The organism is Stenotrophomonas sp. 704A1, from assembly GCF_030549525.1.
In the GTDB taxonomy this organism is placed as follows: Bacteria; Pseudomonadota; Gammaproteobacteria; order Xanthomonadales; family Xanthomonadaceae; genus Stenotrophomonas; species Stenotrophomonas tuberculopleuritidis.
In genome coordinates, this window is the sequence record NZ_CP130831.1 from 1118143 (window position 1) to 1140314 (window position 22172).

A 22172-nucleotide genomic window follows, 5' to 3' on the forward strand; every position below is an offset into this window, starting at 1 on the left:
TCAGCTGTCCTCGTCGAAGCGGCGCTCGAACAGGTCGACTACCGCTTCCATCGCCGCTGCTTCGTCGTCGCCGTTGATGCGGATGGTGACCGGCGTGCCCTGGCCGGCGGCCAGCAGCATCACGCCCATGATGCTCTTGGCGTTGATCTCACGGCCCTTGGCGGCCATGGTCACGTTGCAGCGGAACGGCGCCAGGGTCTGCACCAGCTTGGCGGTGGCCCGGGCGTGCAGGCCCAGGCGGTTGCTCACGGTGAGTTCTCGTTCAAGCATCGTCGACTATCGCTCCATTACGGGTGCCCGCCGCCGCAGTGGCAGGCAGTTGATCCAGTCCCTGTTCCGGATAATTCATCACCCGCAGCAACATCGGCAGGCTCAGCGCCGACACCCGGCGAACCGGGGTCCCCAGCCGGGCCAACTGCCCGGCAAGGTTGGCGGGGCTGGCGCCGTACAGGTCGGTCAGGATCAGCACGCCATGCCCCTGGTCGACCCGCCGCAGCGCGGCCGAGGCAAGCGGGAGCAGGGCGTCCAGGTCTGCGTCGAACGGTACTTCGAAAGCTTCTGTCTTCAGCGGCAAATGCCGCAGGAGCCGGGTCGCCACGTCAAGCAGGGCGGCCCCGACCCCGGGATGTGTTACGAGGAGAATGCCACAGGTCATTACTGCACGTTAACAGGTCAAGGTGAATTGGCGATAGCAGCAGAAGAGGGGCACTGTGTCCCGTATTCAGCGTTGCCCGGGTCGGAGCGCTTTTCTGTTGAAAAGGGATCCGACCCTGTCTGTTTTTTCGACGCCTGATAGAGATTCATCCACGCATGGTGTGGATCCACCGTGTCGATCAAGGTCCACACCGCCCCGCCATCCCACGGAATGCCGCTTTTGATTTTGGCGTTGCTGTTGCCGGCCAGCGGCCGGCACTACCGGCCGGTGCCGGGCGCAGCCCGGCTGCCCTCAATCCTGTTCGCGGTGGTAGGTCGCCACGTCTTCCCAGCCCCGCTCGCGCGCATGGCGGGCGATCCGCTCGGCCAGATACACCGAACGGTGCTTGCCACCGGTGCAGCCAAAGGCCACGGTGACGTAGCTGCGGGTGCCGTCGCCGAGCTTGGGCAACCAGGTGTCCAGGAACTCCATCACCTGGGCGAGGTAGCGCTGCACGTCCGGCTGCGCTTCCAGGTAGTCGCGCACGCCGGGTTCGCGCCCGCTCAGCGCGCGCAGGTCCGGATCCCAGTGCGGGTTGGGCAGCACGCGGGCATCGAACACGAAATCGGCCTCGGCCGGCACCCCGCGCTTGTAGGCGAACGATTCGAACAGCAGCGACAACCGCGTGGCGTGGTCCAGGGTGAATTCGGTGATGATCCGGCGCCGCAGCTGGTGCACGTTGAGCGTGCTGCTGTCGATCACCGCGTCGGCTTCACGGCGCAGCGGTGCGATCAGCTCGCGCTCACGGGCGATCGCTTCGGGCAGCGACAGGCCGAGCTGGCTCAGCGGATGCCGGCGGCGGGTGTCGGCGTAGCGCTTGAGTATCGTCTCATCGCTGGCCTCGAAGTACAGCACCTTGACCTCCACCCCGGCGTCGACGGCCAGCTGGCGCCAGCTGCCCAGCTGGCCCAGGTCGGTCTGCCCGCGCACATCGATGCCCACCGCCAGCCGGCGTGGTGCGGTGCCGTCGTGGTGGCTGAGCACATTGCGCACGAACTCCGGCAACAGCTGGATCGGCAGGTTGTCCGAGCAGTAGTAGTCCTGGTCCTCGAAGGTCTTCAGGGCGACGGATTTACCCGAGCCGGACAGGCCGCTGACGATGATCAGGGTCGGGGCGGTGGGAACAACGGTGCTCATGGACAGGCTCTTGGCAGGACAGGAAAGGTCAGGGGGTCCGCCGTTCCAGCAGATTGCTGTGGCGGGCGATGAACATCGCGGCCGGGTCGATCCCCTTGGTACGCAGGATGTGCAGGCGGGTGGCCGCCTCGGTCAACACGGCCAGGTTGCGCCCGGGCATCACCGGCAGGGTGATCAGCGGCACGTCCAGGTCCAGCACGTGGCGGGTCCCGGAATCGCCGGTCAGGCGCTCGTAACCGTGCGGCGTGGGTTCGGTCATCGGTTTGGTCAGGTGCACGATCAGCCGAAGGTACTTGTTCTTCTTTACCGCCGTATCACCAAACATCTCGCGCACGTTGAGCACGCCCAGGCCGCGCACTTCCAGCAGGTCCTGCAGCAGCTCCGGGCAGGTGCCATCCAGCACGTCCGGCGCGATCTGGGTGAATTCGGGAGCGTCATCGGCCACCAGGCGATGGCCGCGGCTGAGCAGCTCCAGCGCCAGTTCGCTCTTGCCCGAACCGGCTTCGCCGGTGATCAGCACGCCGATGGAGTAGATCTCCATGAACACGCCATGCAGGATCACCCGCGGTGCCAGCGTGCGTGCCAGGTGGTAGGACAGGTGGTTGAGCAGTTCGTGACCACGCTTGGGCGACAGCCACAGCGGCGTTCCGGATTCGTCGGCTGCCGCGCGCAGGTCCTCCGGGCAGGCCTGGTTGCGGGTCAGCACCAGCGCCAGCGGGTGCGACTGCATGATCTTCTCGATCGTTTCCCAGCGCTGGCGCGGTTCCAGCGCGTCCAGCCAGGACAGTTCCTCGGTACCGAGGATCTGCACCTTGTTGGGGTAGATCGCGTTGAGGTAACCGGCCAGCGACGGTCGCCGCGATACCGTGTTGCCGGCCTCCAGCTCGCGCTTCTCGCCGGATTTGCCTGCGGCCCAGCGCAGTCCCAGCCGCTCGCGCTGCTGTTCGAACAGTTCACGGGCGGTGATGCTGGTATTCATGCGGCGCTCGCAGGTGGGGTCAGGTCCAGGGCCTCGCGCAGGGCCCGCGCGTCGCCGGCCTCGCGCAGCGCCTGGCGGATGCACGGGGCGGAGAACAGTTCGGCCAGTTCGGACAGCAGCATCAGGTGCTGGTGGGTGTAATGGGCGGGAACCGCCATCGCGAACACCAGGTCCACGGGTTCCTCGCCGCCGAAATCAACCGGCGTCTGCAGGCGCAGCAGCGCACCGCGGGGGCGATCCAGCGCCGGTGCACGGCCATGCGGAATGGCGATGCCGTAGCCGATCGCGGTACTGCCCAGCGCTTCACGCTGGCACAGGTTGAGATAGATCTGTTCGGCGTTGGCCTGGCGGCAGGCCAGCAACCCGGCGGCGGCCCGCAGGACGCTGTCGCGGTCGGTGGCCGTGCAGAGCTGGGTCTGCACGGCCGCCAGGAGGTCAGTCAGGGGCATGTCTGCGGGGAACGGTGGCGATCAGCCACCATTGTCGCCCACCGGCAGCGGTGCGTGCTGCTGTTTTTTCTCCTTGTGCTTGATCACCAGCCGGTCAAGCTTGTCCGCAAGAATGTCGATCGCGGCATACATGGTCTGGCCGCCGGCCTCGGCGTGCAGGGTCTGGCCGGGAATGTTGAGGCTGGCGTCGACGTGGTGTTCGGTCTTCTGCAGTTTGAGGGTCACCCGCGCTTCGCAGTGCTGGTCGAAGTGTTTGCCGATCCGGGCCAGCTTCTCCTCTACATAGGACTGCAGGGCCGGGGTGACTTCGACATCTTTGCCAAACGTTTCGATGCGCATCGGGTTTCTCCTTTGATCGGATGTGCCAATGAACCTCTCCGCCGGGCGCGGCGGCGCGTCAAGCGATTCTGACTCTTTCGTGCGAGGCGGAGATGTTCATGGCCTCACGATACTTCGCCACGGTGCGCCGCGCTACTGGAATTCCCGACGTCTTGAGCAGGTCAGCCAGCTTGGCGTCAGAAAGCGGCTTGCGTGGGTTTTCATCATCGATCAGGCGCCGGATCATGGCCTGGATGGCGGTGCTGGAGGCCTCGCCGCCGCCCTCGGTATCGATGCCCGAGGCAAAGAAGGCACGCAGCGGCAGGGTGCCGCGCGGCGTACGCACATGCTTGCGGGCGATCGCGCGCGATACGGTGGATTCGTGCAGGCCCAGCTCGCTGGCGATCTCGCGCAGGGTGAGCGGGCGCAGTGCCTGCTCGCCGAATTCAAGGAAGCCGGCCTGCTGCTGGATCAGGCTGCGGACCACGCGCAGCAGGGTCTCGCCGCGGGCCTGCAGGCCCTTCAGCAGCCAGCGCGCCTCCTGCAGCTGGCCACGCAGGTAGCCGGCGTCGGCATCGCCGCAGCGGCGGATCATCTGTTCGTAGCCGCGGTGGATCACCAGCTTCGGCCCGGCATGTGCGGCCAGCGCGGCGCGCCAGACGCCGTTCTGCCGCCAGACCACCACGTCGGGCACCACGTAGGTGTCCTGGGCCAGCGGCGCGATCTGGGTACCGGGCCGCGGATCCAGCGAGCGCAGCAGGGCGACTGCGGTCTCGACGTCGGCCAACGGCTGCTTCAGCTGCTGGGCCAGGCCGGCCACGCCGGTGCGTGGCAGCTGCTCCAGCGGGCCGGCGGCCACCTGCCGGGCCAGCGCCAGGCACGGGGTATCCGCGTCAAGCACGTCCAGCTGCAGCTGCAGGCATTCGCCGAGGCTGCGTGCGGCCACGCCCACCGGATCAAAGCGCTGGATCTGGTGCAGCACGGTCAGGATTTCATCTTCGCCGGCATGGATGGCCGGCAGCAGCGCTTCGGCGACGGTGCTCAGCGGCTCGCGCAGGTAGCCGTCTTCGTCGAGCGCATCGATCAGCGCGGCGCCGATGCTGCGGTCGCGCCTGGACAGGTGGGTCAGGTGCAGCTGCCAGAGCAGGTGATCGGCCAGCGTCTCGGTTTCGGCAACGCGCTCGGCCGCACTGCCGTTGTCGTCATCATCGTCGAAACTGCCGCCGCTGCCGGCACTGCTCCAGTCGAGCTCGGCCGGTGCCCAGTCATCGCCAGCGGGTTCGGCGCTGTCCGGGGGCGTGTCGTTGTCGTTGCCGTCGGCGGCATCGCTGCCCGCCGCACTGCTGTCGTCACCGCTTTCGGCCCAGTCCAGCAGCGGGTTGCTCTCCACCGCCTGGGCGATTTCCAGCTCCAGTTCGGTCGTGGACATCTGCAGCAGCTTGATGGCCTGCTGCAGCTGGGGCGTAAGCACCAGCTGCTGTCCCAACGATGTCTGCAGCCGAGTCTTCATGCCTGTGCCGAACGGAAGGGAGAGGGCCCGGCGGCCGCGGTCACAGCTTGAAGGAGTCCCCAAGGTAGACGCGGCGTACGTCGGCGTTGTCCAGGATCGCCTCGGGCGAACCCTGGGCCAGCACGGTGCCCTCGGCGAGGATATACGCGCGGTCGCAGATTCCCAAGGTTTCGCGCACATTGTGGTCGGTGATCAGCACGCCGATGCCACGCTGCTTGAGATGGGTGACGATGCGCTGGATCTCGCCGACCGAGATCGGGTCGACGCCGGCGAACGGTTCGTCGAGCAGGATCAGGCGCGGCCTGGCCGCCAGCGCGCGGGCGATCTCGCAGCGCCGCCGCTCGCCGCCGGACAGGCTGGCGCCGAGCTGTTCGGACACGTGGCCCAGCTGCAGCTCGTCAAGCAGGCTGTTCAATTCGCGCTCGCGGCCGGCCGAATCCAGATCCTCGCGCAGTTCCAGCACCAGGCGCAGGTTGTCGGCCACGGTCAGCTTGCGGAATACGGACGGTTCCTGCGGCAGGTAGCCCACGCCCTGCTTGGCACGGGTGTACATCGGGTCGCCGGTGATGTCCTTGCCGTCAAGCACGATGCTGCCGGCATCGGCGCCGACCAGGCCGACGATCATGTAGAAGCAGGTGGTCTTGCCGGCGCCGTTGGGACCGAGCAGGCCGACCACCTCGCCGGCATCCAGGGTCAGCCCGAAGTCCTTGACGACTTCGCGCTGCTTGTACCGCTTGCGCAGGCCAGTGGCGACGAGCATTACTTCTTGCCTCCCGACGGAGCGGCGGCCGGCGTCTTGTTCTTCGGCGGAATGACGGTACGCACGCGGCTGCCGTCGCCGCCGGAGTTCATCTCGCCGCTGCGGGTGTTGTAGACCATGCGCTGGCCCGCATTGGTGCCGCGCGCGCTGGTGACCTTGTAGTTGCCGGTCAGGGTGATGATCTCGGTGGTGATGTCGTAGTCGATCCGGTCGGCCACCGCATCCATCCAGGTGCCATCGTCCAGCTGCTGCTTCATCTTGGCCTGCTTGCCGGTGAACACCGCACGCACGGCCTCACCCCCCTTCAGGTAGATCTCGGCTTCGGACGAACGCAGGTCGAGCGTGCCCTGGGTGATGATCACGCCGCCGGAAAGCACGGTCTTGCCGTCGCCGGTCAGGGTGCCGGACTGCGCACCGGAATCGATGTTCATGGCTTCATTGCGGTCGGTCGACTTGGCGAAGCCGACGGCCGGGACAAGAAGACTGAGCGCGAGCAGGGCTGCAAAGGGAATCTTCATGGAGGTCCGTTCTAGCGGTGGAGGTCCCGCCGGTTCGACCGGGGGACGCGGGTGGGGGCCGTCCGCCCGCGCCTGTCCTGGGACGTCGCGGGTGGGCGGCGGGGTCAGCGCCTGGGCGTGTAACGGCCCTTGGACTGGCTGAGGAAATGATACGTGTTGTTCTTCGAATCCACTTCGAACCCGACGCCGGACTGTTCCATGCCCGGGCGGGTCATGGTCACCCGGGCGTCGGTGCGGGCGCGGTTGTCCTTCGGGAACACGTCCAGGTGGTCGGTACGGAAGGTGGTCGGTGCCACGCCCGGACCGGCCGGGCTGTCGCCGGCGACATTGCCGCGCAGCTTCATCTCGTCGCCCTTGGCGCTGAGCCAGCCGGTCTCGGCGCGCAGGGTCCAGTGCTGGCCATCCTTGTCCGGCATTTCAAACACCGGGGTGGTGATGTTGAGGGTCTGGTCGCCGCGCTGGCGTTCCAGCAACGGCGCCCGCAGGGTGGTGGATTCCTTGCCGTGCTCGTCCAGCGCCACGATCTGGAAGTCGTGCAGGATGTAATCCACGCCAGCGTCCTGGCCTTCGACGGCAGGCGCCTTGTCGCGGTTGCGCAGTGCCGCCCAGCTGCTCAGCAGGGCCGCCAGCAGCAGGCCGACGCCGAGGATCGCGCGCCAGTTCAGCGACGGGGCGTTCATGCGCCGAACCTCGCCAGCACCGCATCCACGCGCCCCTGCGCGGCCAGCAGCACATCGCACAGCTCGCGGGCGGCACCGCGGCCGCCGTCGGCACGGGTGATCCATTGCACGCGTTCGGCAATCCACGGGTGGGCATTGGCCGGGGCCACCGCCAGGCCGACCGCACCCAGCGGCGCCAGGTCCGGCAGGTCATCGCCCATGAAGGCGACCTGGTCCAGGCCGATGCCATGCTGCGCGCACAGCGCCTGCACGCTGGCCAGCTTGTCGCCCACGGCGATCTGGGTATCGATGCCGAGGTCGGCGCCGCGCTTGAGCGCGGACTGGCTGTTGCGCGCGGTGATCAGCACGGGGTGGATGCCGTGCTGCTGCAGCAGTTTCAGGCCCAGACCATCCTGCACGAAGTACGCCTTGCTCTCGTTGCCGTCCTTGTCGTAGTACAGCCGACCGTCGGTGAGGGTGCCGTCCACGTCGAAGCAGGCCAGGCGGACGCGGGCCGCGGCGGCGTGCAGGTGGGCAGGGAAGGCGGGCAGGGGGGACCAGGGCATCAGGGCATCGGACTCGATCGTTGCGGGAAAGCGTACAGACTGAATGGGGTCTACGGACTGTCGGTTAAACCACCCGGGCCCGCAACAGGTCATGAATGTTCAGCGCGCCCACCGCGCGGCCCTGGTCATCGACCACGATCAGGCCGGTGATCTTGTGGGTCTCCATCAGCCGGGCCGCCTCCACCGCCAGCTGGTCGGCACCGATCGTGCGCGGCTGCCGGGTCATCACCTCGGCGATCTTCGCGGTGCGCACGTCCAGGTCGGTATCCAGCGCGCGGCGCAGGTCGCCGTCGGTGAACAGGCCGATCAGCACGCCCTGCGCATCGACCACGGCGGTCATGCCCAGGCGCTTGCGGCTCATCTCCATCAGCGCCTCGCTGAGGGTGGCATCGGCGTCGACCCGCGGCAGTTCCTCGCCGCTGTGCATGACATCGGTGATGTGCAGCAGCAGGCGGCGGCCGAGGCTGCCGGCCGGGTGCGAGCGGGCGAAATCGTCGGCGGTGAAGCCGCGGGCGTCGAGCAGGGCCACGGCCAGCGCGTCGCCCATCGCCAGCGAGGCGGTGGTGCTGGAGGTCGGCGCCAGCGCCAGCGGGCAGGCTTCGGCCGGCACGCTCACATCCAGGTGCATGTCGGCGGCGCTGGCCAGGCTGGACTGCGGGCGGCCGGTCATGGCGATCAGGATGTTGCCCTGGCGCTTGAGCACCGGCAGCAGCATCAGCACTTCGTCCGATTCACCCGAATAGGACAGCGCCAGCACCACGTCATCCTCGGTGATCATGCCCAGGTCGCCGTGGCCGGCCTCGCCGGGGTGCACGTAGAACGCGGGGGTGCCGGTGGAGGCCAGGGTGGCGGCGATCTTGCGCGCGATATGACCGGACTTGCCCATGCCGGTGGCAACCACCCGGCCGCGGCTGCCCAGGATCGCCTGGCAGGCGCGCTGGAAGGCATCGCCGAGGCGGTCGGCCACGGCATCCAGCGCCTGCCGCTCGATCTCGAACACACGGCGGCCGCTGGCGACCAGGGCGGCAGGGTCGACGGAACGGGGGGGCAACAGGGATTCGGCCATGCGGACGCCACGCAGCGGAAGTAGAATGGACGCACATTTTATTAGGAAAGCCCGTTGGACGCCGACACCATCCGCAATCTGATCGAAACCGGCCTGCCCGGCGCCCGCGCCCATGTGCAGGGTGACGATGGCGTGCATTTCGAAGCGACCGTGGTCAGCGAGGCCTTTGCCGGCAAGCTGCCGCTGGCCCGCCACCGCATGGTGTATGCCACGCTGGGTGACCTGATGGGCGGCGCGATCCACGCGCTGGCGCTGAAAACCGTGACCCCGGCCGAAGCCGGCTGAACCGCAGAAGATCCCCAATACATGGCCAAGATCGTTGTGACCGGCGGCACTGCGCTGCACGGTGAAGTGAGCATCTCCGGCGCCAAGAACGCCGTCCTCCCCATCCTCTGCGCGACCCTGCTGGCCGATGCGCCGGTGGAGATCACCAACGTGCCGCACCTGCACGACGTGGTGACCACGGTGAAGCTGCTGGGCGAACTGGGCGCCAAGGTCACCATCGATCAGGGCACTCTGTCGCGCGGCAGCGCGATCGTGGTCGACCCGCGCCCGGTGAACCAGCATGTGGCGCCGTATGAGCTGGTCAAGACCATGCGTGCCTCGATCCTGGTGCTGGGCCCGCTGCTGGCCCGCTTTGGCGCGGCCGAAGTGTCGCTGCCCGGCGGCTGCGCGATCGGTTCGCGCCCGGTGGACCAGCACATCAAGGGCCTGCAGGCGCTGGGGGCCGAGATCGTGGTCGAGAACGGCTTCATCAAGGCCACCGCCAAGCGTCTGAAGGGCGGTCATTTCACCTTCGACATGGTCAGCGTCACCGGCACCGAGAACGTGCTGATGGGTGCGGTGCTGGCTGAAGGCACCACCATCCTCGACAACTGCGCGATGGAACCGGAAGTGACCGATCTGGCGCATTGCCTGATCGCGCTGGGCGCGAAGATCGAAGGCCTGGGCACCGCCCGCCTGGTGATCGAAGGTGTCGAGCGCCTGTCCGGTGGCCGCCACGAAGTGCTGCCCGACCGCATCGAGACCGGCACCTTCCTGGTGGCCGCGGCGATGACCGGCGGCAAGGTCACCGTCAACCGTGCGCGCCCGAACACGATGGACGCGGTGCTGTCCAAGCTGATCGAAGCCGGCGCCAGCATCCAGACCACCGACGACAGCATCACCCTGGACATGCAGGGCAAGCGGCCGAAGGCGGTCAACCTGACCACCGCGCCGTACCCGGCGTTCCCCACCGACATGCAGGCGCAGTTCATGGCGCTCAACTGCGTGGCCGACGGCGTGGGCGTGATCAATGAAACGATCTTCGAGAACCGTTTCATGCACGTCAACGAGCTGCTGCGGCTCGGTGCGGACATCCAGGTGGAAGGCCACACCGCCATTGTCCGCGGCCACGAACGCCTGAGCGGTGCGCCGGTGATGGCCACTGATCTGCGCGCATCGGCGTCGCTGATCCTGGCCGGCCTGATGGCTGATGGCGACACCACCATCGACCGCATCTACCACCTCGACCGTGGCTACGAGAACATCGAAGAGAAGCTGTCTTCGCTCGGCGCCACCATCCGGCGCGTGCCATGATCCTGCGCGGCAGGTTCAGCCGCCGCCGCAAGGCGCTGCTGGTGCTGGTGCTGATCGTGCTGGCGTGGCTGGGCTATGCCTGGTACGCCAACATCGCCATTACCCAGGGCATCGAGCAGAAGGACATGGACTGGAACGGCGACGGCACGGTCACCCGTGACGAGATCATCCAGTCGTTCTATGCCGTGGCGGTCAACGACAGCCAGGACGGCAACCGGCATTGCCGCACCTTCGTCCGTCGTGCCACCGGCGAGCAGATCCGGGTGGACTGCCGCACCGAGTTCAAGCCGGCCGAAGAAGCGAAGAAATAACAGAACGCCCGCCGAAGCGGGCGTTTTGTTTCGGTAGCGCCGGGCCATGCCCGGCGAGCGCGCAGCGCGGCGGTCAGTTCATCGCCTTGATGGTCAGGTCCAGCGCGTCACGCCCGCTTTCCCGCTGCAGCATGCGCGCCGGCACCGGGAAGTCCTTCACGATCCAGGCGATCAGTTCCTTGTTGCCATCGACGCGCGACACCTTGGTGGCCTCGTAGCTCTTGCCGCCGACCGTGATCGCTTCCTTGCCCACCACCCGGTAGGTCATGTTCTTGATCCGGCCTTCGTCGACCATGCGATAGGTCAGCGGCTTGCCGGCAGCCAGATCGCGGGCGATGGCCAGATTGATCAGCAGCGCATCCATGTCGCCGGCCTTCAACGCCACCGGGCCGCGGCGCTCGGGCTTGATGTCACCGCTCCAGGTGGCCTGGTTGCTGGTCCAGTTGTAGCTGGCGTCGACGTTGCGCTTCTTCACCAGCAGCGCGGAACGGTCATGGCTGCTGAGCGGGCGCAGTTGACCGCGCACTTCCTCGAACACCGTGCTCTGGCTCAGGTCGGCCAGCTGGTTCTTGACCTGCAGGCTGTAGCGCCACTTGTTCGCGCCTTCGCTGGCCAGGGTCATGCTGCCGTTGGCCTGCATGCCCATGTAGCTGGCCAGGTAGTCGGCCTTGAACGGCTGCAGGGCCATGGCCGGCAGGCTGGTGACCGACAGCGCGGCGGCGGCGATCCAGGTCAGGGGGCGGGACAGGGTGTTCATGCTCAGACTCCTTGGTATTCGATCAGGCGCAGATCGACGCGATCCTCGCCGTCTTCGCGTTGCAGGATGCGCACCGGGGTGGGGACACCGTTGGCGATCCAGAGAATGGTTTCATTGTTGCCGCCGTTGGTGCGGTACACCCGCAGCGCGTTGTAGGACAGGTCGCCGACCTCGACGTTCTCGGTCTGCGGGGCCGCCTGGTAGTCATGCTGGCGCACCTTGCCCATGTCGACGTAGCGATAGCGCATGGTCGCGCCCGGGCGGGCATCGCGCATGATCGCCAGGTTGATCAGCAGGGCGCTCTGGTCGCCGGCCTGCAGCGGGATGGGCTGCGCGCGGTCCTTCTTGACGTCGCCGCTCCACTGCGCGGTACCGGCCTGCCAGTTGTAGGTGCCGACTGCCTTCTTGCCCAGGAACAGGCCCTTGCGCACCGTGCTCTGGCTGAGTGGCGCATACACGCCGCTGCGCTCCTCGAACACCGTGCTCTGCTCGATGTTCAGCCCAAGCACACTGGCGAAGCCACGGCGGCCGACGACCTGCATGTCCACCCGCCACTGGCTGCCGCCGGTGTGGGTGACCTGCATGGTGGCGTCGCCTGCCTCCTTGCCCTTGTAGAACGCCTGGTAGGTGGCGCTGAACGGCTGCAGCGGCGGCGGCTCCCAGGCCAGGGCGGGCAGGGCCGGTACGGGCGGTGCGGCGGGCTCGGCCGGGACCGGCACGGCCGGCGTGGTCGGGGCCGGCGGCTGGGCCTGGCCCCAGGCTGCACAGGCGAGCACGGCAAACGGCAGCAGCAGGGCGTTGCGCAACAAAGTCGTGGTCTTCATGGCGGGCAGGAACCGCAGGAGGGGGCAGGATGCCAGCCCCGCAGTCAGCGGGGCGTGTGCACAGGGGTTACCGGTTCAGGTTTCCGGCGGAATCTAGGGCCAACGGGCTAAACAGGGGGTGACCGTCGAATGTCGGTTGTCCTTCCCGTTCAGCCAGGCGGCCGGCGCAGAGCAGCTGCAGGGTGGCGATCAGCAACGGGTGCTCTACGGCCAGGACACGCTCGGCCAACGTCTCGGCGTCATCGCCGGGCAGGACCGGCACCCGCACCTGCGCCAGCACCGCGCCGGCGTCCAGTTCCGGCACGACCAGGTGCACGCTGGCGCCGTGTTCGGTGTTCCCGGCTTCCAGCGCGCGGGCGTGGGTGTGCAGGCCCTTGTGCAGCGGCAGCAGCGAGGGGTGGATGTTGACCAGCCGGCCGTTGAAGCGCTGCACGAAGTCGGCGCCGAGGATGCGCATGTAGCCGGCGCAGACGATCCAGTCCGGTGCCACGGCCTGCAGGGCATCGCCCAGCGCCTGCTCGTAGGCGGCGCGGTCGGCGAAGGTCCTGGGTGCCTGTGACCAGCGCTGGCTGGCGGCTACCCGTTGCAGGGCGGCGGCATCGGGGCGGTCGGAGAACACGCCCACCACGTCGGCCGCCAGGCGGCCATCGGCAATGGCGTCGAGGATCGCCTGCAGGTTGCTGCCACGGCCGGAGGCCAGTACGGCGATGCGGGCGGTCATGCGACGACCGCGCTGCCTGGTCCGGCGAAGCTGGCGACCACCTCGGAGCGCAGCAGCACGATCAGCGCGTACACGCCCAGGGCGATGCCCAGCGCGCCCCCCAGGAAGGCCGCACCGGAGGCGACCAGGCACAGGGTACGCTGCCGGCGCTGCCCCAACCGGCGCGCGGCAGTCAGGCTGAGGGTGCCCAGCGCCGCGATGGACACGGCGATACCGGCGAAGATGGCGGCCAGCAGGGCCGGCGATGCATTCGGATCGGTGCTGTTGCTTTCACTGACATAGCCACCGGCGGCGGCCAACAGCAGGAAAAGCGCCAGCAGCACCTGCAGGCTGCCGTAGACGTAGAACAGGATCCTGAGCCTGTGCAGGTGTCCGCCGATCTGGTCGGCGGTCCAGCCGCGCGGTGCGTTCAACGGAGGCGGGACGGACGTCATCGGTCTCTCAGCGGCGGGAGGGGAGATCAGCTTCGAACGCGGCCTTGACCTGCGGGCGCAGCAGCACGATCAGGGTGAACACGCCCAGCACCGTACCGAAGGGGGTGAACAGGCACGACAGGCCGGCCACGATCATGCACAGCAGGTAGCGACGCCGCTGCTTCAGGCAATGCCCGGCATAGGCGATGACGCCGGCCAGCACCAGGCCGCAGGACACCACGCCGCCGCCCATGATGATGAACACCCAGCCCGCAAGCTGTTGTTCCTGCGGCGAGCTGGGGTGGCCGTTGGAGCTCATCGGCAGGGCGCCGTTGAGCACGGCGATGCCCATCACGATGTGGAACACGAAGATCAGGGCGAACACCGCCGCGAGACCGGCCACCACGTAGTGGAAGATCGACAGCAGGCGCAGGTGGTCGGCGTCCTGCTGGCTCAGCACCGGCGCGACCGGGGCCGGGGGCGGCACCGGTGCGGCGGGCGAGGGGGGAAGGGCATCCATGCGGGTTCCTCTGATCCGGTGAGCCGGGGGTCAGGCGATGCGCACGCGCTCGTCGCCCTGGGCGGTGACCACCTGGCCGATGGTCCAGTGCTCCAGGCCCTGCGCGGTGACGGCGTCGGACACGGCAGCCACCTGGTCCGCAGCGACGATCAGCACGAAACCGATACCGCAGTTGAAGGTGCGCCACATTTCGCTGTCGGCCACCGCGCCTTCCTTCTGCAGCCACTGGAACACCGGCGGCAGGGTCCACGACGAGGCCTGGATGTCCAGGCCGAGGCCGTCGGGCACCACGCGGATGATGTTCTCGGTCAGGCCGCCACCGGTGATGTGGGCCATGCCATGGATGGCCTCGCCGTGCGACTTCAGCAGCGCCAGGATCGGCTTGACGTACAGGCGGGTCGGCGCCATCAGCGCGTCGACCAGCTTCACACCGCCGTCCAGCTCCAGCTCGGCCGGGCGACCGGCGCGGTCGTAGATGCGGCGCACCAGCGAGTAGCCGTTGGAGTGCGGGCCGGAGGAGGCGATGCCGATCAGCACGTCACCGGCCGCGACATGGGCGCCATCCTTCAGTTCGCTCTTCTCCACCGCCGCGACGGTGAACCCGGCCAGGTCGTATTCGCCCGGGGCGTACATGTCGGGCATTTCAGCGGTTTCGCCACCGATCAGCGCGCAGCCGGCCTCGGTGCAGCCGTTGGCGATACCGCCCACGACCGCCGCGGCGGTATCGATGTCCAGCTTGCCGGTGGCGAAGTAGTCCAGGAAGAACAGCGGTTCGGCGCCCTGCACCAGCACGTCGTTCACGCACATGGCGACCAGGTCGATGCCGATCGTATCGTGGCGGTTCAGCTGGTGGGCCAGCTTCAGCTTGGTACCGACGCCGTCGGTGCCCGACACCAGCACCGGCTCGCGGTACTTGTTGGACAGGTCGAACAGGGCGCCGAAGCCACCCAGGCCGCCCATCACCTCCGGACGGAAGCTGCGCTTGACCAGGGGCTTGATCCGCTCGACCAGTTCGTTGCCGGCGTCGATGTCGACACCCGCATCACGGTAGGTGAGGGGGGAGGGGGCGGAAGACGGGGTGTTGGTCACGGGCGTCGGCGCTGGCAGGGGTTGAATCGCCGATTTTAACAGGCCGCATTGGCGCACAGGCCGTATTCGGGCAACAATTCCCCCCGGATACGTCGAGCCAATGGATGTCCTGATGCGCCGCAGCCTGTTTTTGACCCTGCTCCTTGCGCTGTGCCTGCCGGTGGCCACGATGGCCCAGAGCGGCATGCGAACCGAGGGTGATGTTGCCACTGCCAGTGGTGCGTACGAGGCCGAAGTGCCCGTCAACAGCCAAGCCGAGGCTGACCGCAACGGTGCGCTGGCGCGCGCGTTGAGCGTGGTACTGGGCAAGTTGTCCGGCGATCGCAGCGTCATGTCCCGCCCCGGCGTGGTCCAGGCCCTGCGCAACGCCAAGGATTACGTGGCCAGCTACGACTACAAGCAGGACCAGAGCGTTGGTGCCAGCGGTGCCCCCAGCTTCCGTACCCTGCTGGTCGCGCGCTTCCGCGAGGAGGACGTGGATGCGCTGGTGTCGGCGCTGGGCCTGCCGCTGTGGCCGCAGCCGCGGCCGAAGCCGGTGGTGTGGCTGGCGGTGGACGATGGCAGTGGCCCGCGCCTGGTCAGCGTGCAGCAGGCCAATGCCGCGCGGCCGCTGCTGAACCGCGCCATCGAGCGGGGCTTCAAGCTTGGCCTGCCCAGTGGCGGCGCGGCCGAGCAGGCCCTGGCCGGCGCGATCTGGCGCCAGGACAGCGCGGCGGTGGCACGGGCTTCGGCACGCTATGCGCCGCCGATGCAGCTGATCGGCAAGCTATACCGGGCCAATGGCGGCTGGCAGGCGGACTGGGTGTTCGTCGACAACGGCCGTGAGCTGAACAAGTGGACCAGCAAGGATGCCAACGCCATGCGCGCGATGGCCGCCGGTGCCGATGGCGCCGCCGACGCGCTGGTCAAGCGCTATGCCAAGGCCGGCGCGGCCACGGGGCAGGCCGGTACCTACCGGGTGGTGGTGACCGGCATCAACAGTGCCGAGGAATACCTGCGCCTGGCCGCGGGCCTGCGCGAAGTACCGGTGGTGCGCAACGTCACGCCGCTGCGCGCGACGGCCGACCACCTGGAGCTGAACCTGGAGATGACCACCGGCCTGGCTGGCTTCAACCGCATGCTCGGTGACAACGGCGTGCTGGTGCCGTCGGCAACCCTGCCGGCCCTGCCCGCACCGATCGACGATACGACCGGGGCGCCGGCACCGGCGCCGGTGAGCAACGAGTACCGCCTGCGATGATCCTCTCGCCCGAGGCAGAAATCGCGCAGTTCCTGCGCCGGCTGAAGTACATCCTGCTGGCCGGGCTGATCGGCTGGGTGGTGTGGCTGCTGGCGCCGATCCTGACCCCGTTCGTGCTGGCCCTGGCGCTGGCGTGGCTGGGTGATCCGCTGGTGGACCGCATCGAGGCCACCGGCCGTTCGCGGATGACCGGCGTGGTGCTGGTGTTCGTGGCGATGGTGCTGGTGATCACCGCATTGCTGCTGGTGCTGGTGCCGATGATCGAGCGTCAGATCACCACCCTGATCGCGGCTGCACCGCAGGCACAGGCCTGGCTGATGGAAAAGGGCATTCCCTGGTTCGAGCAGAAGACCGGGCTGGAAGTGATGCAGTGGATGGACCCGGACCGGTTGATCGACTGGGTGCGCAGTCACTGGCAGCAGGCCGGCGGGTTCGCCAAGACGTTCATGGGCTATGTGTCGCGCTCGGGCTTCACGGTGGTGACCTGGGTGGTCAACATCCTGCTGCTGCCGATCCTCGCGTTCTATTTCCTGCGCGACTGGGACAAGCTGGTCGAGCGCGTCGCGTCGGTCATTCCGCGCAACCAGATCGGCACGATCACCAGCCTGGCGCGGGAGTCGAACGAGGTACTGGGCGCGTTCATCCGTGGCCAGTTCCTGGTGATGCTGGCACTGGGCGTGATCTATGCCGGCGGCCTGTCGCTGGTCGGCCTCAAGCTGGGGCTGCTGATCGGCCTGATCGCCGGCCTGATCAGCTTCATTCCGTACCTGGGGGCGACCACGGGCGTCCTGATGGCGGTCGTGGCCGCGCTGGTGCAGGCACAGGGGTTCGACCTGAAGCTGCTGATCCTGGTCGGCGTGGTGTTCACCGTGGGCCAGCTGCTGGAGAGCTACGTGCTGACCCCGCGCATCGTCGGCGACAAGATCGGCCTGCATCCGGTGGCGGTGATCTTCGCGGTGATGGCAGGGGGACAGCTGTTCGGCTTCCTCGGCATGCTGCTGGCCCTGCCGGTGGCCGCGGTAAGCAACGTGCTGCTGCGCTACGCACACCAGCGTTACCGCCAGAGTGAGCTGTACGTCGGCGAAAAGCCGGCCATCGTGCTTGATGGCGTGGTCGACCAGCCCCATATCATCCTCGACCCCTACGAGAACGGCCCGGACCCGAAGTGACAGGTGTGCCGCAACTTCCGCTGGCCCTGCATTACCCGCGGGACCAGCGCCTGGAGACCTTCATCGGTGCGCCGGATGGCGCGCTGGCGCAGCTGCGTGCCATCGCGGTGGGTGCCAGCCACGACTGGGTCTACCTGGAAGGCGCGGCGGGAACGGGCAAGACCCACCAGGCGCTGGCAATGTGCTCCAGCGCCGAGCAGGCCGGGCGCCTGCCCACCTACGTGCCGCTGCCCAGCGTGGCGGGCCGGGTGCGGGGCGCGCTGGAAGGGCTGGAGCAGCGCGAGCTGGTGGCGCTGGATGGCCTGGATGCGGTCGCCGGCAACCGCGAAGACGAGATCGCGGTGTTCGATTTCCACAACCGTGCACGCGCGGCCGGGGTGACGGTGCTGTACACCGCACAGAGGTCGCCGGGCGAGCTGGGGCTGGTGTTGCCGGACCTGCGTTCGCGGCTGGGCCAGTGCGTGCGCGTGCTGCTGCAGCCGCTGGACGAGGAAGGCCGCGCGGCGGTGCTGCGCGAGCGCGCGCTGCGCCGTGGCCTGGCGATCGATGAGGCGGCCATCGAATGGCTGCTGTCGCACACCGGCCGCGAGCTGGGGGGACTGATCACGCTGCTGGACTGGTTGGACCGGGAGTCGCTGGCGGCGAAGCGGCGGATCACCGTGCCGTTCCTGCGCCAGGTGCTGGAAGAAGGCCGTCCCCGCTACTGAGGTTGGGGTGTTTCTTTGCAGGGCTGCGCCCTGCACCCGCTGCAAGCCAGAGCAACGTCAAAATCAAGTGCTGGCTTCCTGGGGGAGGCAGGGCGCTGTGGGTGCGCGGGACACGCCGTAAACCCGTCCATGGGGGCTCGTAGGCGCCATCCATGGCGCCTGCGGTCCCGCGCACCCACAGCGCCCCGCCTTAGACAGTTGGCCGTTGGCCTTGGGATTGACCTTGGATCGGATGTGCTCCGCGCTTGGTAGGTGTCGACCTTGGTCGACACAGACGAGCGAGCGCAGCGAAGCGATCCGCTTTTGCTTTTCTTTTTCTTTTCCGTGGCTGGACGCGCACGGAAATTGTCAGAGGCCGGGCGGGGTGGGTACGCGGGGGTGTCTGCGGCATGGATGCCGCGGACAAGCCTCCATGGATGGATTCACGGCGTCCCCCGCGTACCCATCCCGCCCGGCCAAGCGCGGCTGTTGCAGTCGACTGACAGTCGACTCTACCGCTCCAGCCACGAGGGGCTCAGCCGTTCGCTGCCAACTCCGCATCCAGCGCACGCAGGCGATCCACGGTGCCGACGTCGGTCCAGCGCCCGCGATGGTGCTGCCCGGTCATCATCCCCTGCGCCATGAAATGCTTCTGCAGCGGCACCACCGAGAACTTCGGCGGCAGCCGCTCGCTGCCCGGCGCATCGCCGATCACCGCGCGCCAGTCGGCCACGATCGAGGGGCGGTACACGCCGATGCCGGCGTAGGTCAGGCACGGCCCTGCGCGGTCGTGATGCAGCAGGCCCTGGGCATCCAGGCGGTAGTCACCGTCGGGGTGCTGTGCAGGATTGTCTACCAGCACCAGATGTGCCTGTCCCTGCGGCTCGCGCGGCAGGGTGGCGAAATCGAAGTCGGTCCAGATATCGCCGTTGACGACCAGGAAGGGATCGTCGCCCAGCACCGGCAGCGCGTTGAGGATGCCGCCGCCGGTTTCCAGCGGAGCCCCGCCTTCGTGCAGGAAGTGCAGGCGCAGACCCCACCGGCTGCCATCGCCCAGCGTGGCCGGGAACTGCTCGGCCAGCCACGCAGTGTTGATCACGACCTCGCCAATGCCGAGCGCGGCCAATCGCTCCAGGTGCCAGACGATCAGCGGTTTGCCGGCCACCGCCAGCAGCGGCTTGGGCGTGTGCAGGGTCAGCGGGCGCATGCGCTCGCCCAGACCGGCGGCGAAGATCAGGGCTTTCATCGCTTGTCCTTCAGCGCAGCACGCGCATCGGCGCGCCCAGTTCGGCCAGCGCCGGCCTGATGCGGTGTTCCAGCAGCTGCTGCAGCGGTGCCAGTTCGCGATAGCGCGGCAGCACCTCTTCCAGATAGCTGATGAAGCGCGGCGCGTCGTCCAGGTAGTGGCCCTTGTTGTCGCGGTAGCGCAGGCGGCAGAACAGGCCGAGGATCTTCAGGTGGCGCTGGATGCCCATCCAGTCGGCATCGCGCAGGAAGGTGGCGCGGTCGGGCACCGGCAGGCCGGCGTCGCGCGCACGCTCGTGGTACTGCGCCAGCCACGCGTCCACACGCTGCAGCGGCCAGCTCAGGAAGGCGTCCTTGAACAGGCTCACCGCGTCGTAGGCGATCGGGCCGCGCACCAGGTCCTGGAAATCCAGCACGGCCGGGCCGTCGTCGACCGGCATCAGGTTGCGCGGCATGAAGTCGCGGTGGGTCATCAGCTGGGCCTGGCCCAGCGCGTTGTCCATCAGCTGACGGTGCACCCGCTGCAGGCCTTCGATCTCGCCGCTGTCCAGTTCAAGGCCAAGATGGCGTTGCAGGAACCATTCGTCGAACAGGCCCGCGTCGCGCTGCAGCAGCGCTTCACCGAAGTGGCCGAAGTCGGCCGGCACCGGAATCACCTGCAGGCGCAGCAGCTGATCGATGGCGCGGCTGAACCACGCGTCGGCATTGCGTTCGTCGAGGATCTTCGCCAGCGTCGGGCCGCCCAGGTCTTCCAGCAGCAGGAAGCCGGCCTGCAGGTCCTGCGCCAGCAGTGCGGGCACGCGCAGGCCGTGGTCGTGCAGCAGGCCGCGCATGCGAAGCCAGGCGGTGGGATCTTCCAGCCCCGGCGGGGCATCCATCACGATGTGGCTGCCGCGCGTGCTGGTGGTGCGCCAGTAGCTGCGCATGCCGGCGTCGACCGAGGCGCGTTCGACCACGGCGGTGCCGTCGTCAAGCTGGGTACGGGCCCACTGCAGGCGCTGCGCGCTGCGCTGGGGATCGGAAGCAGGTTCGGTCATGCAGGCAGATCCGGGCGCGCGGAACGCGCCGACGTCGGGAGCGGGAAGGAAAGGGAGACGGGTCTCAGCGGCGGCCGCTGAACAGGCGCAGCACCGCCAGCACGGCCACCGCGCCGAGCACGGCGCCGAGGAAGCCGGCCGGTTCGCCTGCGGCGTACCAGCCCATGTACTGACCGAACCAGCCGGCCAGCAGCGCGCCGACGATGCCCAGCACGATGGTCAGCAGGCAGCCCATGCGGTTGTTGCCGGGCATGAAGAAGCGCCCGAGCAGGCCGACCAGGAAGCCGACCAGGATGATGTAGAGCCAGCTGGTGCTGCCGAACAGACCATTCATGCGCGCGATTTCCGCCAGGGGTGGACGCAGCCTAGCAAGGCCGGGCTGCGTCCGTCACGGTGTGCCGGATCAGCAGCAGCCGTGGTTGCCGTGGCGGGTGCCACTGTCGGCGGCGACCGGCGAACCGCTGGTCTCGCCACGCAGGCTGGCCGCGTAATGCTCGCTGATCACCTTGGACACACACGCGGTGACCTTCTTGCCCATCGGGATGTGCAGGAACTCGTTCGGGCCGTGCGCGTTGGAGTGCGGGCCGAGCACGCCGGTGATCATGAACTGGGCGCCGGGGAACTTCTCGCCGAGCATGCCCATGAACGGGATCGAGCCGCCTTCGCCCATGTACATCGCCGGCTTGCCGAAGAAGGTCTGGCTGGCATCGTCGATGGCCTCGGTCAGCCACGGCGCCATCGCCGGGGCGTTCCAGCCGGTGGAGGCCTTTTCCAGGTCCAGGGTGACCTGCGCGCCGTTCGGCGGGTCGCGCAGCAGCGCTTCCTTCAGCAGTTCGCCGCAGGTCTTGCCGTCGGCCGTCGGCGGCAGGCGCAGCGACAGCTTCACCGAGGTCTGCGGGCGCAGCACGTTGCCGGCCGACTCCAGCGGCGGCATGCCACCAATGCCGGTCACCGACAGGGCCGGGCGCCAGGTGCGGTTGAGCACCAGCTCGGTCAGGTCCTCGTTCATCGGACGCAGGCCATCGACCATCGGAAACTTCTCGAAGATCTCGGTATCGACCACCTCGGCGGCACGCTTGGCCTGCTGCAGGCGCTCGGCCGGGATCTCCACGTTCATGCCGTCGATCAGGATGCGGCCGGTGTCCTGGTCCTCGATCCGCGACAGCAACTGGCGCAGCAGGCGGAAGCTGGACGGCACCACGCCGGAGGCATCGCCGGAGTGGACGCCTTCGTTGAGCACCTTCACGGTGAAGTTGCCGCCGGTCAGGCCGCGCAGCGAGGTGGTGCACCACAGCTGGTCGTAGTTGGCGCAGCCCGAATCCAGGCAGACCACCAGCGACGGCTTGCCGATGCGGTCGGCCAGGTGGTCGACGTAGGCCGGCAGGTCGTAGCTGCCCGATTCTTCACAGGCTTCGATCAGCACCACGCAGCGGGCGTGCGGCAGGCCCTGGGCCTGCAGCGCCAGCACCGCGGCCAGCGAGCCGAAGATCGCATAGCCGTCGTCGGCGCCGCCGCGGCCATACAGCTTGTCGCCGCGCAGGACCGGGGTCCAGGGGCCGAGGTCCTCGTCCCAGCCGGTCATTTCCGGCTGCTTGTCCAGGTGTCCGTAGAGCAGGATGGTGTCGTCGCCGGTTTCGGCGCCGGTGGCCGGAATTTCCAGCAGGATCAGCGGGGTACGGCCTTCCAGGCGCACCACCTCGACCTTCAGGCCGGGCAGATCCTGGGCCTTGGCCCAGTTCTCCATCAGGGTGACCGCCTGCTCCATGTAGCCGTTCTGCACCCAGTTGGCGTCGAACATCGGCGACTTGTTGGGAATGCGGATGTAGTCGACCAACTGCGGGACGATTTCGCTGTCCCACTTGTCATTGACGAATTGGCCGAGCTTGGCGCTGTCCATCTGAAACTCCGGTTGCATGGCTGATCCGG

Annotated in this window: 28 protein-coding genes; 6 read left to right on the forward strand and 22 right to left on the reverse strand. The window is 68.1% G+C overall.

The window, feature by feature from the left end; genetic code table 11:
• The 12 genes from Q5Z10_RS05120 to Q5Z10_RS05175 form a co-directional block, all read right to left on the reverse strand.
• Positions 1-270 carry an HPr family phosphocarrier protein gene (locus Q5Z10_RS05120; protein WP_303638184.1) on the reverse strand — a complete coding sequence of 90 codons (270 nt, stop codon included), beginning with the start codon at positions 268-270 and terminating at the stop codon, positions 1-3.
• Positions 263-655 carry a PTS sugar transporter subunit IIA gene (locus tag Q5Z10_RS05125; RefSeq protein ID WP_303638185.1) on the reverse strand — a complete coding sequence of 131 codons (393 nt, stop codon included), beginning with the start codon at positions 653-655 and terminating at the stop codon, positions 263-265. Before Q5Z10_RS05125 ends, Q5Z10_RS05120 begins: the two co-directional genes overlap by 8 nt.
• A 291-nt stretch (positions 656-946) precedes the next feature.
• The gene (rapZ, locus tag Q5Z10_RS05130) at positions 947-1831 is read right to left on the reverse strand and encodes an RNase adapter RapZ (RefSeq protein WP_303638186.1); all 885 of its coding nucleotides are present in this window, start codon (positions 1829-1831) and stop codon (positions 947-949) included.
• A 28-nt stretch (positions 1832-1859) separates the two neighbouring features.
• Complete coding sequence (gene hprK, locus Q5Z10_RS05135) at positions 1860-2810, reverse strand: HPr(Ser) kinase/phosphatase (RefSeq protein ID WP_005408388.1); 951 nt, start codon at positions 2808-2810, stop codon at positions 1860-1862.
• Complete coding sequence (locus tag Q5Z10_RS05140) at positions 2807-3259, reverse strand: PTS sugar transporter subunit IIA (RefSeq protein WP_303638187.1); 453 nt, start codon at positions 3257-3259, stop codon at positions 2807-2809. The genes hprK and Q5Z10_RS05140 overlap by 4 nt, the downstream gene beginning before the upstream one ends.
• A 21-nt stretch (positions 3260-3280) precedes the next feature.
• Positions 3281-3598: a ribosome hibernation-promoting factor, HPF/YfiA family gene (gene hpf / locus Q5Z10_RS05145; protein ID WP_303638188.1), complete on the reverse strand. Its 318-nt coding sequence runs from the start codon at positions 3596-3598 to the stop codon at positions 3281-3283.
• Positions 3599-3656: 58 nt separating this feature from the next.
• Positions 3657-5087: an RNA polymerase factor sigma-54 gene (locus Q5Z10_RS05150; RefSeq protein ID WP_303638189.1), complete on the reverse strand. Its 1431-nt coding sequence runs from the start codon at positions 5085-5087 to the stop codon at positions 3657-3659.
• Positions 5088-5127: 40 nt separating this feature from the next.
• Entirely contained in the window at positions 5128-5847 is a 720-nt protein-coding gene (gene lptB / locus Q5Z10_RS05155; RefSeq protein WP_303638190.1) for an LPS export ABC transporter ATP-binding protein, read from the reverse strand.
• Positions 5847-6365 carry a lipopolysaccharide transport periplasmic protein LptA gene (gene lptA / locus Q5Z10_RS05160; protein ID WP_303638191.1) on the reverse strand — a complete coding sequence of 173 codons (519 nt, stop codon included), beginning with the start codon at positions 6363-6365 and terminating at the stop codon, positions 5847-5849. The genes lptB and lptA overlap by 1 nt, the downstream gene beginning before the upstream one ends.
• Before the next feature lie 104 nt (positions 6366-6469).
• Positions 6470-7045, reverse strand: coding sequence for an LPS export ABC transporter periplasmic protein LptC (lptC, locus tag Q5Z10_RS05165; RefSeq protein ID WP_303638192.1), 576 nt, complete (start codon positions 7043-7045; stop codon positions 6470-6472).
• Positions 7042-7590, reverse strand: coding sequence for a KdsC family phosphatase (locus Q5Z10_RS05170; RefSeq protein ID WP_303638193.1), 549 nt, complete (start codon positions 7588-7590; stop codon positions 7042-7044). Before Q5Z10_RS05170 ends, lptC begins: the two co-directional genes overlap by 4 nt.
• A gap of 64 nt (positions 7591-7654) precedes the next feature.
• On the reverse strand, positions 7655-8656 hold the full coding sequence (locus Q5Z10_RS05175; RefSeq protein ID WP_303638194.1) for a KpsF/GutQ family sugar-phosphate isomerase: 1002 nt from the start codon (positions 8654-8656) through the stop codon (positions 7655-7657).
• A 54-nt stretch (positions 8657-8710) separates the two neighbouring features.
• Here Q5Z10_RS05175 and Q5Z10_RS05180 point away from each other — a divergent pair, with 54 nt between their 5' ends.
• Genes Q5Z10_RS05180 through Q5Z10_RS05190 form a run of 3 tightly spaced genes read left to right on the forward strand, consistent with a single transcriptional unit; the run spans position 8711 to position 10545 of the window.
• Entirely contained in the window at positions 8711-8941 is a 231-nt protein-coding gene (locus Q5Z10_RS05180) for a BolA family protein (RefSeq protein WP_303638195.1), read from the forward strand.
• Positions 8942-8962: 21 nt separating this feature from the next.
• Complete coding sequence (gene murA / locus Q5Z10_RS05185; RefSeq protein WP_303638196.1) at positions 8963-10234, forward strand: UDP-N-acetylglucosamine 1-carboxyvinyltransferase; 1272 nt, start codon at positions 8963-8965, stop codon at positions 10232-10234.
• Positions 10231-10545 carry an EF-hand domain-containing protein gene (locus Q5Z10_RS05190; protein WP_303638197.1) on the forward strand — a complete coding sequence of 105 codons (315 nt, stop codon included), beginning with the start codon at positions 10231-10233 and terminating at the stop codon, positions 10543-10545. The genes murA and Q5Z10_RS05190 overlap by 4 nt, the downstream gene beginning before the upstream one ends.
• A 73-nt stretch (positions 10546-10618) precedes the next feature.
• On the opposite strand, the gene Q5Z10_RS05195 is transcribed toward Q5Z10_RS05190, so the two are convergent.
• From Q5Z10_RS05195 to purM, 6 genes are all read right to left on the reverse strand, one after another.
• Positions 10619-11302 (reverse strand): DUF3108 domain-containing protein, encoded by a 684-nt coding sequence (locus tag Q5Z10_RS05195; protein WP_303638198.1) that lies wholly within the window; start codon positions 11300-11302, stop codon positions 10619-10621.
• A 2-nt stretch (positions 11303-11304) separates the two neighbouring features.
• Positions 11305-12126: a DUF3108 domain-containing protein gene (locus tag Q5Z10_RS05200; protein WP_303638199.1), complete on the reverse strand. Its 822-nt coding sequence runs from the start codon at positions 12124-12126 to the stop codon at positions 11305-11307.
• A 67-nt stretch (positions 12127-12193) separates the two neighbouring features.
• On the reverse strand, positions 12194-12847 hold the full coding sequence (purN, locus tag Q5Z10_RS05205; protein ID WP_303638200.1) for a phosphoribosylglycinamide formyltransferase: 654 nt from the start codon (positions 12845-12847) through the stop codon (positions 12194-12196).
• Positions 12844-13281 (reverse strand): hypothetical protein, encoded by a 438-nt coding sequence (locus Q5Z10_RS05210; protein ID WP_303638201.1) that lies wholly within the window; start codon positions 13279-13281, stop codon positions 12844-12846. The genes purN and Q5Z10_RS05210 overlap by 4 nt, the downstream gene beginning before the upstream one ends.
• Before the next feature lie 7 nt (positions 13282-13288).
• Positions 13289-13780, reverse strand: coding sequence for a hypothetical protein (locus Q5Z10_RS05215; RefSeq protein WP_303638202.1), 492 nt, complete (start codon positions 13778-13780; stop codon positions 13289-13291).
• 30 nt (positions 13781-13810) lie between these two features.
• Positions 13811-14869: a phosphoribosylformylglycinamidine cyclo-ligase gene (purM, locus tag Q5Z10_RS05220; protein WP_303638203.1), complete on the reverse strand. Its 1059-nt coding sequence runs from the start codon at positions 14867-14869 to the stop codon at positions 13811-13813.
• Positions 14870-14981: 112 nt separating this feature from the next.
• Between purM and Q5Z10_RS05225 the strand changes: the two genes are divergently transcribed.
• From Q5Z10_RS05225 to hda, 3 genes are read left to right on the forward strand one after another with little or no spacing between them, the layout of a single operon-like run.
• Positions 14982-16109 carry a DUF2066 domain-containing protein gene (locus Q5Z10_RS05225; RefSeq protein WP_303638204.1) on the forward strand — a complete coding sequence of 376 codons (1128 nt, stop codon included), beginning with the start codon at positions 14982-14984 and terminating at the stop codon, positions 16107-16109.
• Positions 16106-17278: an AI-2E family transporter gene (locus tag Q5Z10_RS05230; protein WP_303638205.1), complete on the forward strand. Its 1173-nt coding sequence runs from the start codon at positions 16106-16108 to the stop codon at positions 17276-17278. Before Q5Z10_RS05225 ends, Q5Z10_RS05230 begins: the two co-directional genes overlap by 4 nt.
• Complete coding sequence (gene hda, locus Q5Z10_RS05235) at positions 17275-17985, forward strand: DnaA regulatory inactivator Hda (RefSeq protein ID WP_303638206.1); 711 nt, start codon at positions 17275-17277, stop codon at positions 17983-17985. The genes Q5Z10_RS05230 and hda overlap by 4 nt, the downstream gene beginning before the upstream one ends.
• A 514-nt stretch (positions 17986-18499) precedes the next feature.
• On the opposite strand, the gene murU is transcribed toward hda, so the two are convergent.
• From murU to Q5Z10_RS05255, 4 genes are all read right to left on the reverse strand, one after another.
• The gene (gene murU, locus Q5Z10_RS05240; RefSeq protein ID WP_303638207.1) at positions 18500-19210 is read right to left on the reverse strand and encodes an N-acetylmuramate alpha-1-phosphate uridylyltransferase MurU; all 711 of its coding nucleotides are present in this window, start codon (positions 19208-19210) and stop codon (positions 18500-18502) included.
• A gap of 10 nt (positions 19211-19220) precedes the next feature.
• On the reverse strand, positions 19221-20246 hold the full coding sequence (locus Q5Z10_RS05245) for an aminoglycoside phosphotransferase family protein (RefSeq protein ID WP_303638208.1): 1026 nt from the start codon (positions 20244-20246) through the stop codon (positions 19221-19223).
• A 64-nt stretch (positions 20247-20310) separates the two neighbouring features.
• Positions 20311-20580 carry a GlsB/YeaQ/YmgE family stress response membrane protein gene (locus Q5Z10_RS05250; RefSeq protein ID WP_303638209.1) on the reverse strand — a complete coding sequence of 90 codons (270 nt, stop codon included), beginning with the start codon at positions 20578-20580 and terminating at the stop codon, positions 20311-20313.
• A gap of 69 nt (positions 20581-20649) precedes the next feature.
• Positions 20650-22143 (reverse strand): M20 family metallopeptidase, encoded by a 1494-nt coding sequence (locus Q5Z10_RS05255; RefSeq protein ID WP_303639140.1) that lies wholly within the window; start codon positions 22141-22143, stop codon positions 20650-20652.
• Positions 22144-22172 lie beyond the last annotated feature (29 nt).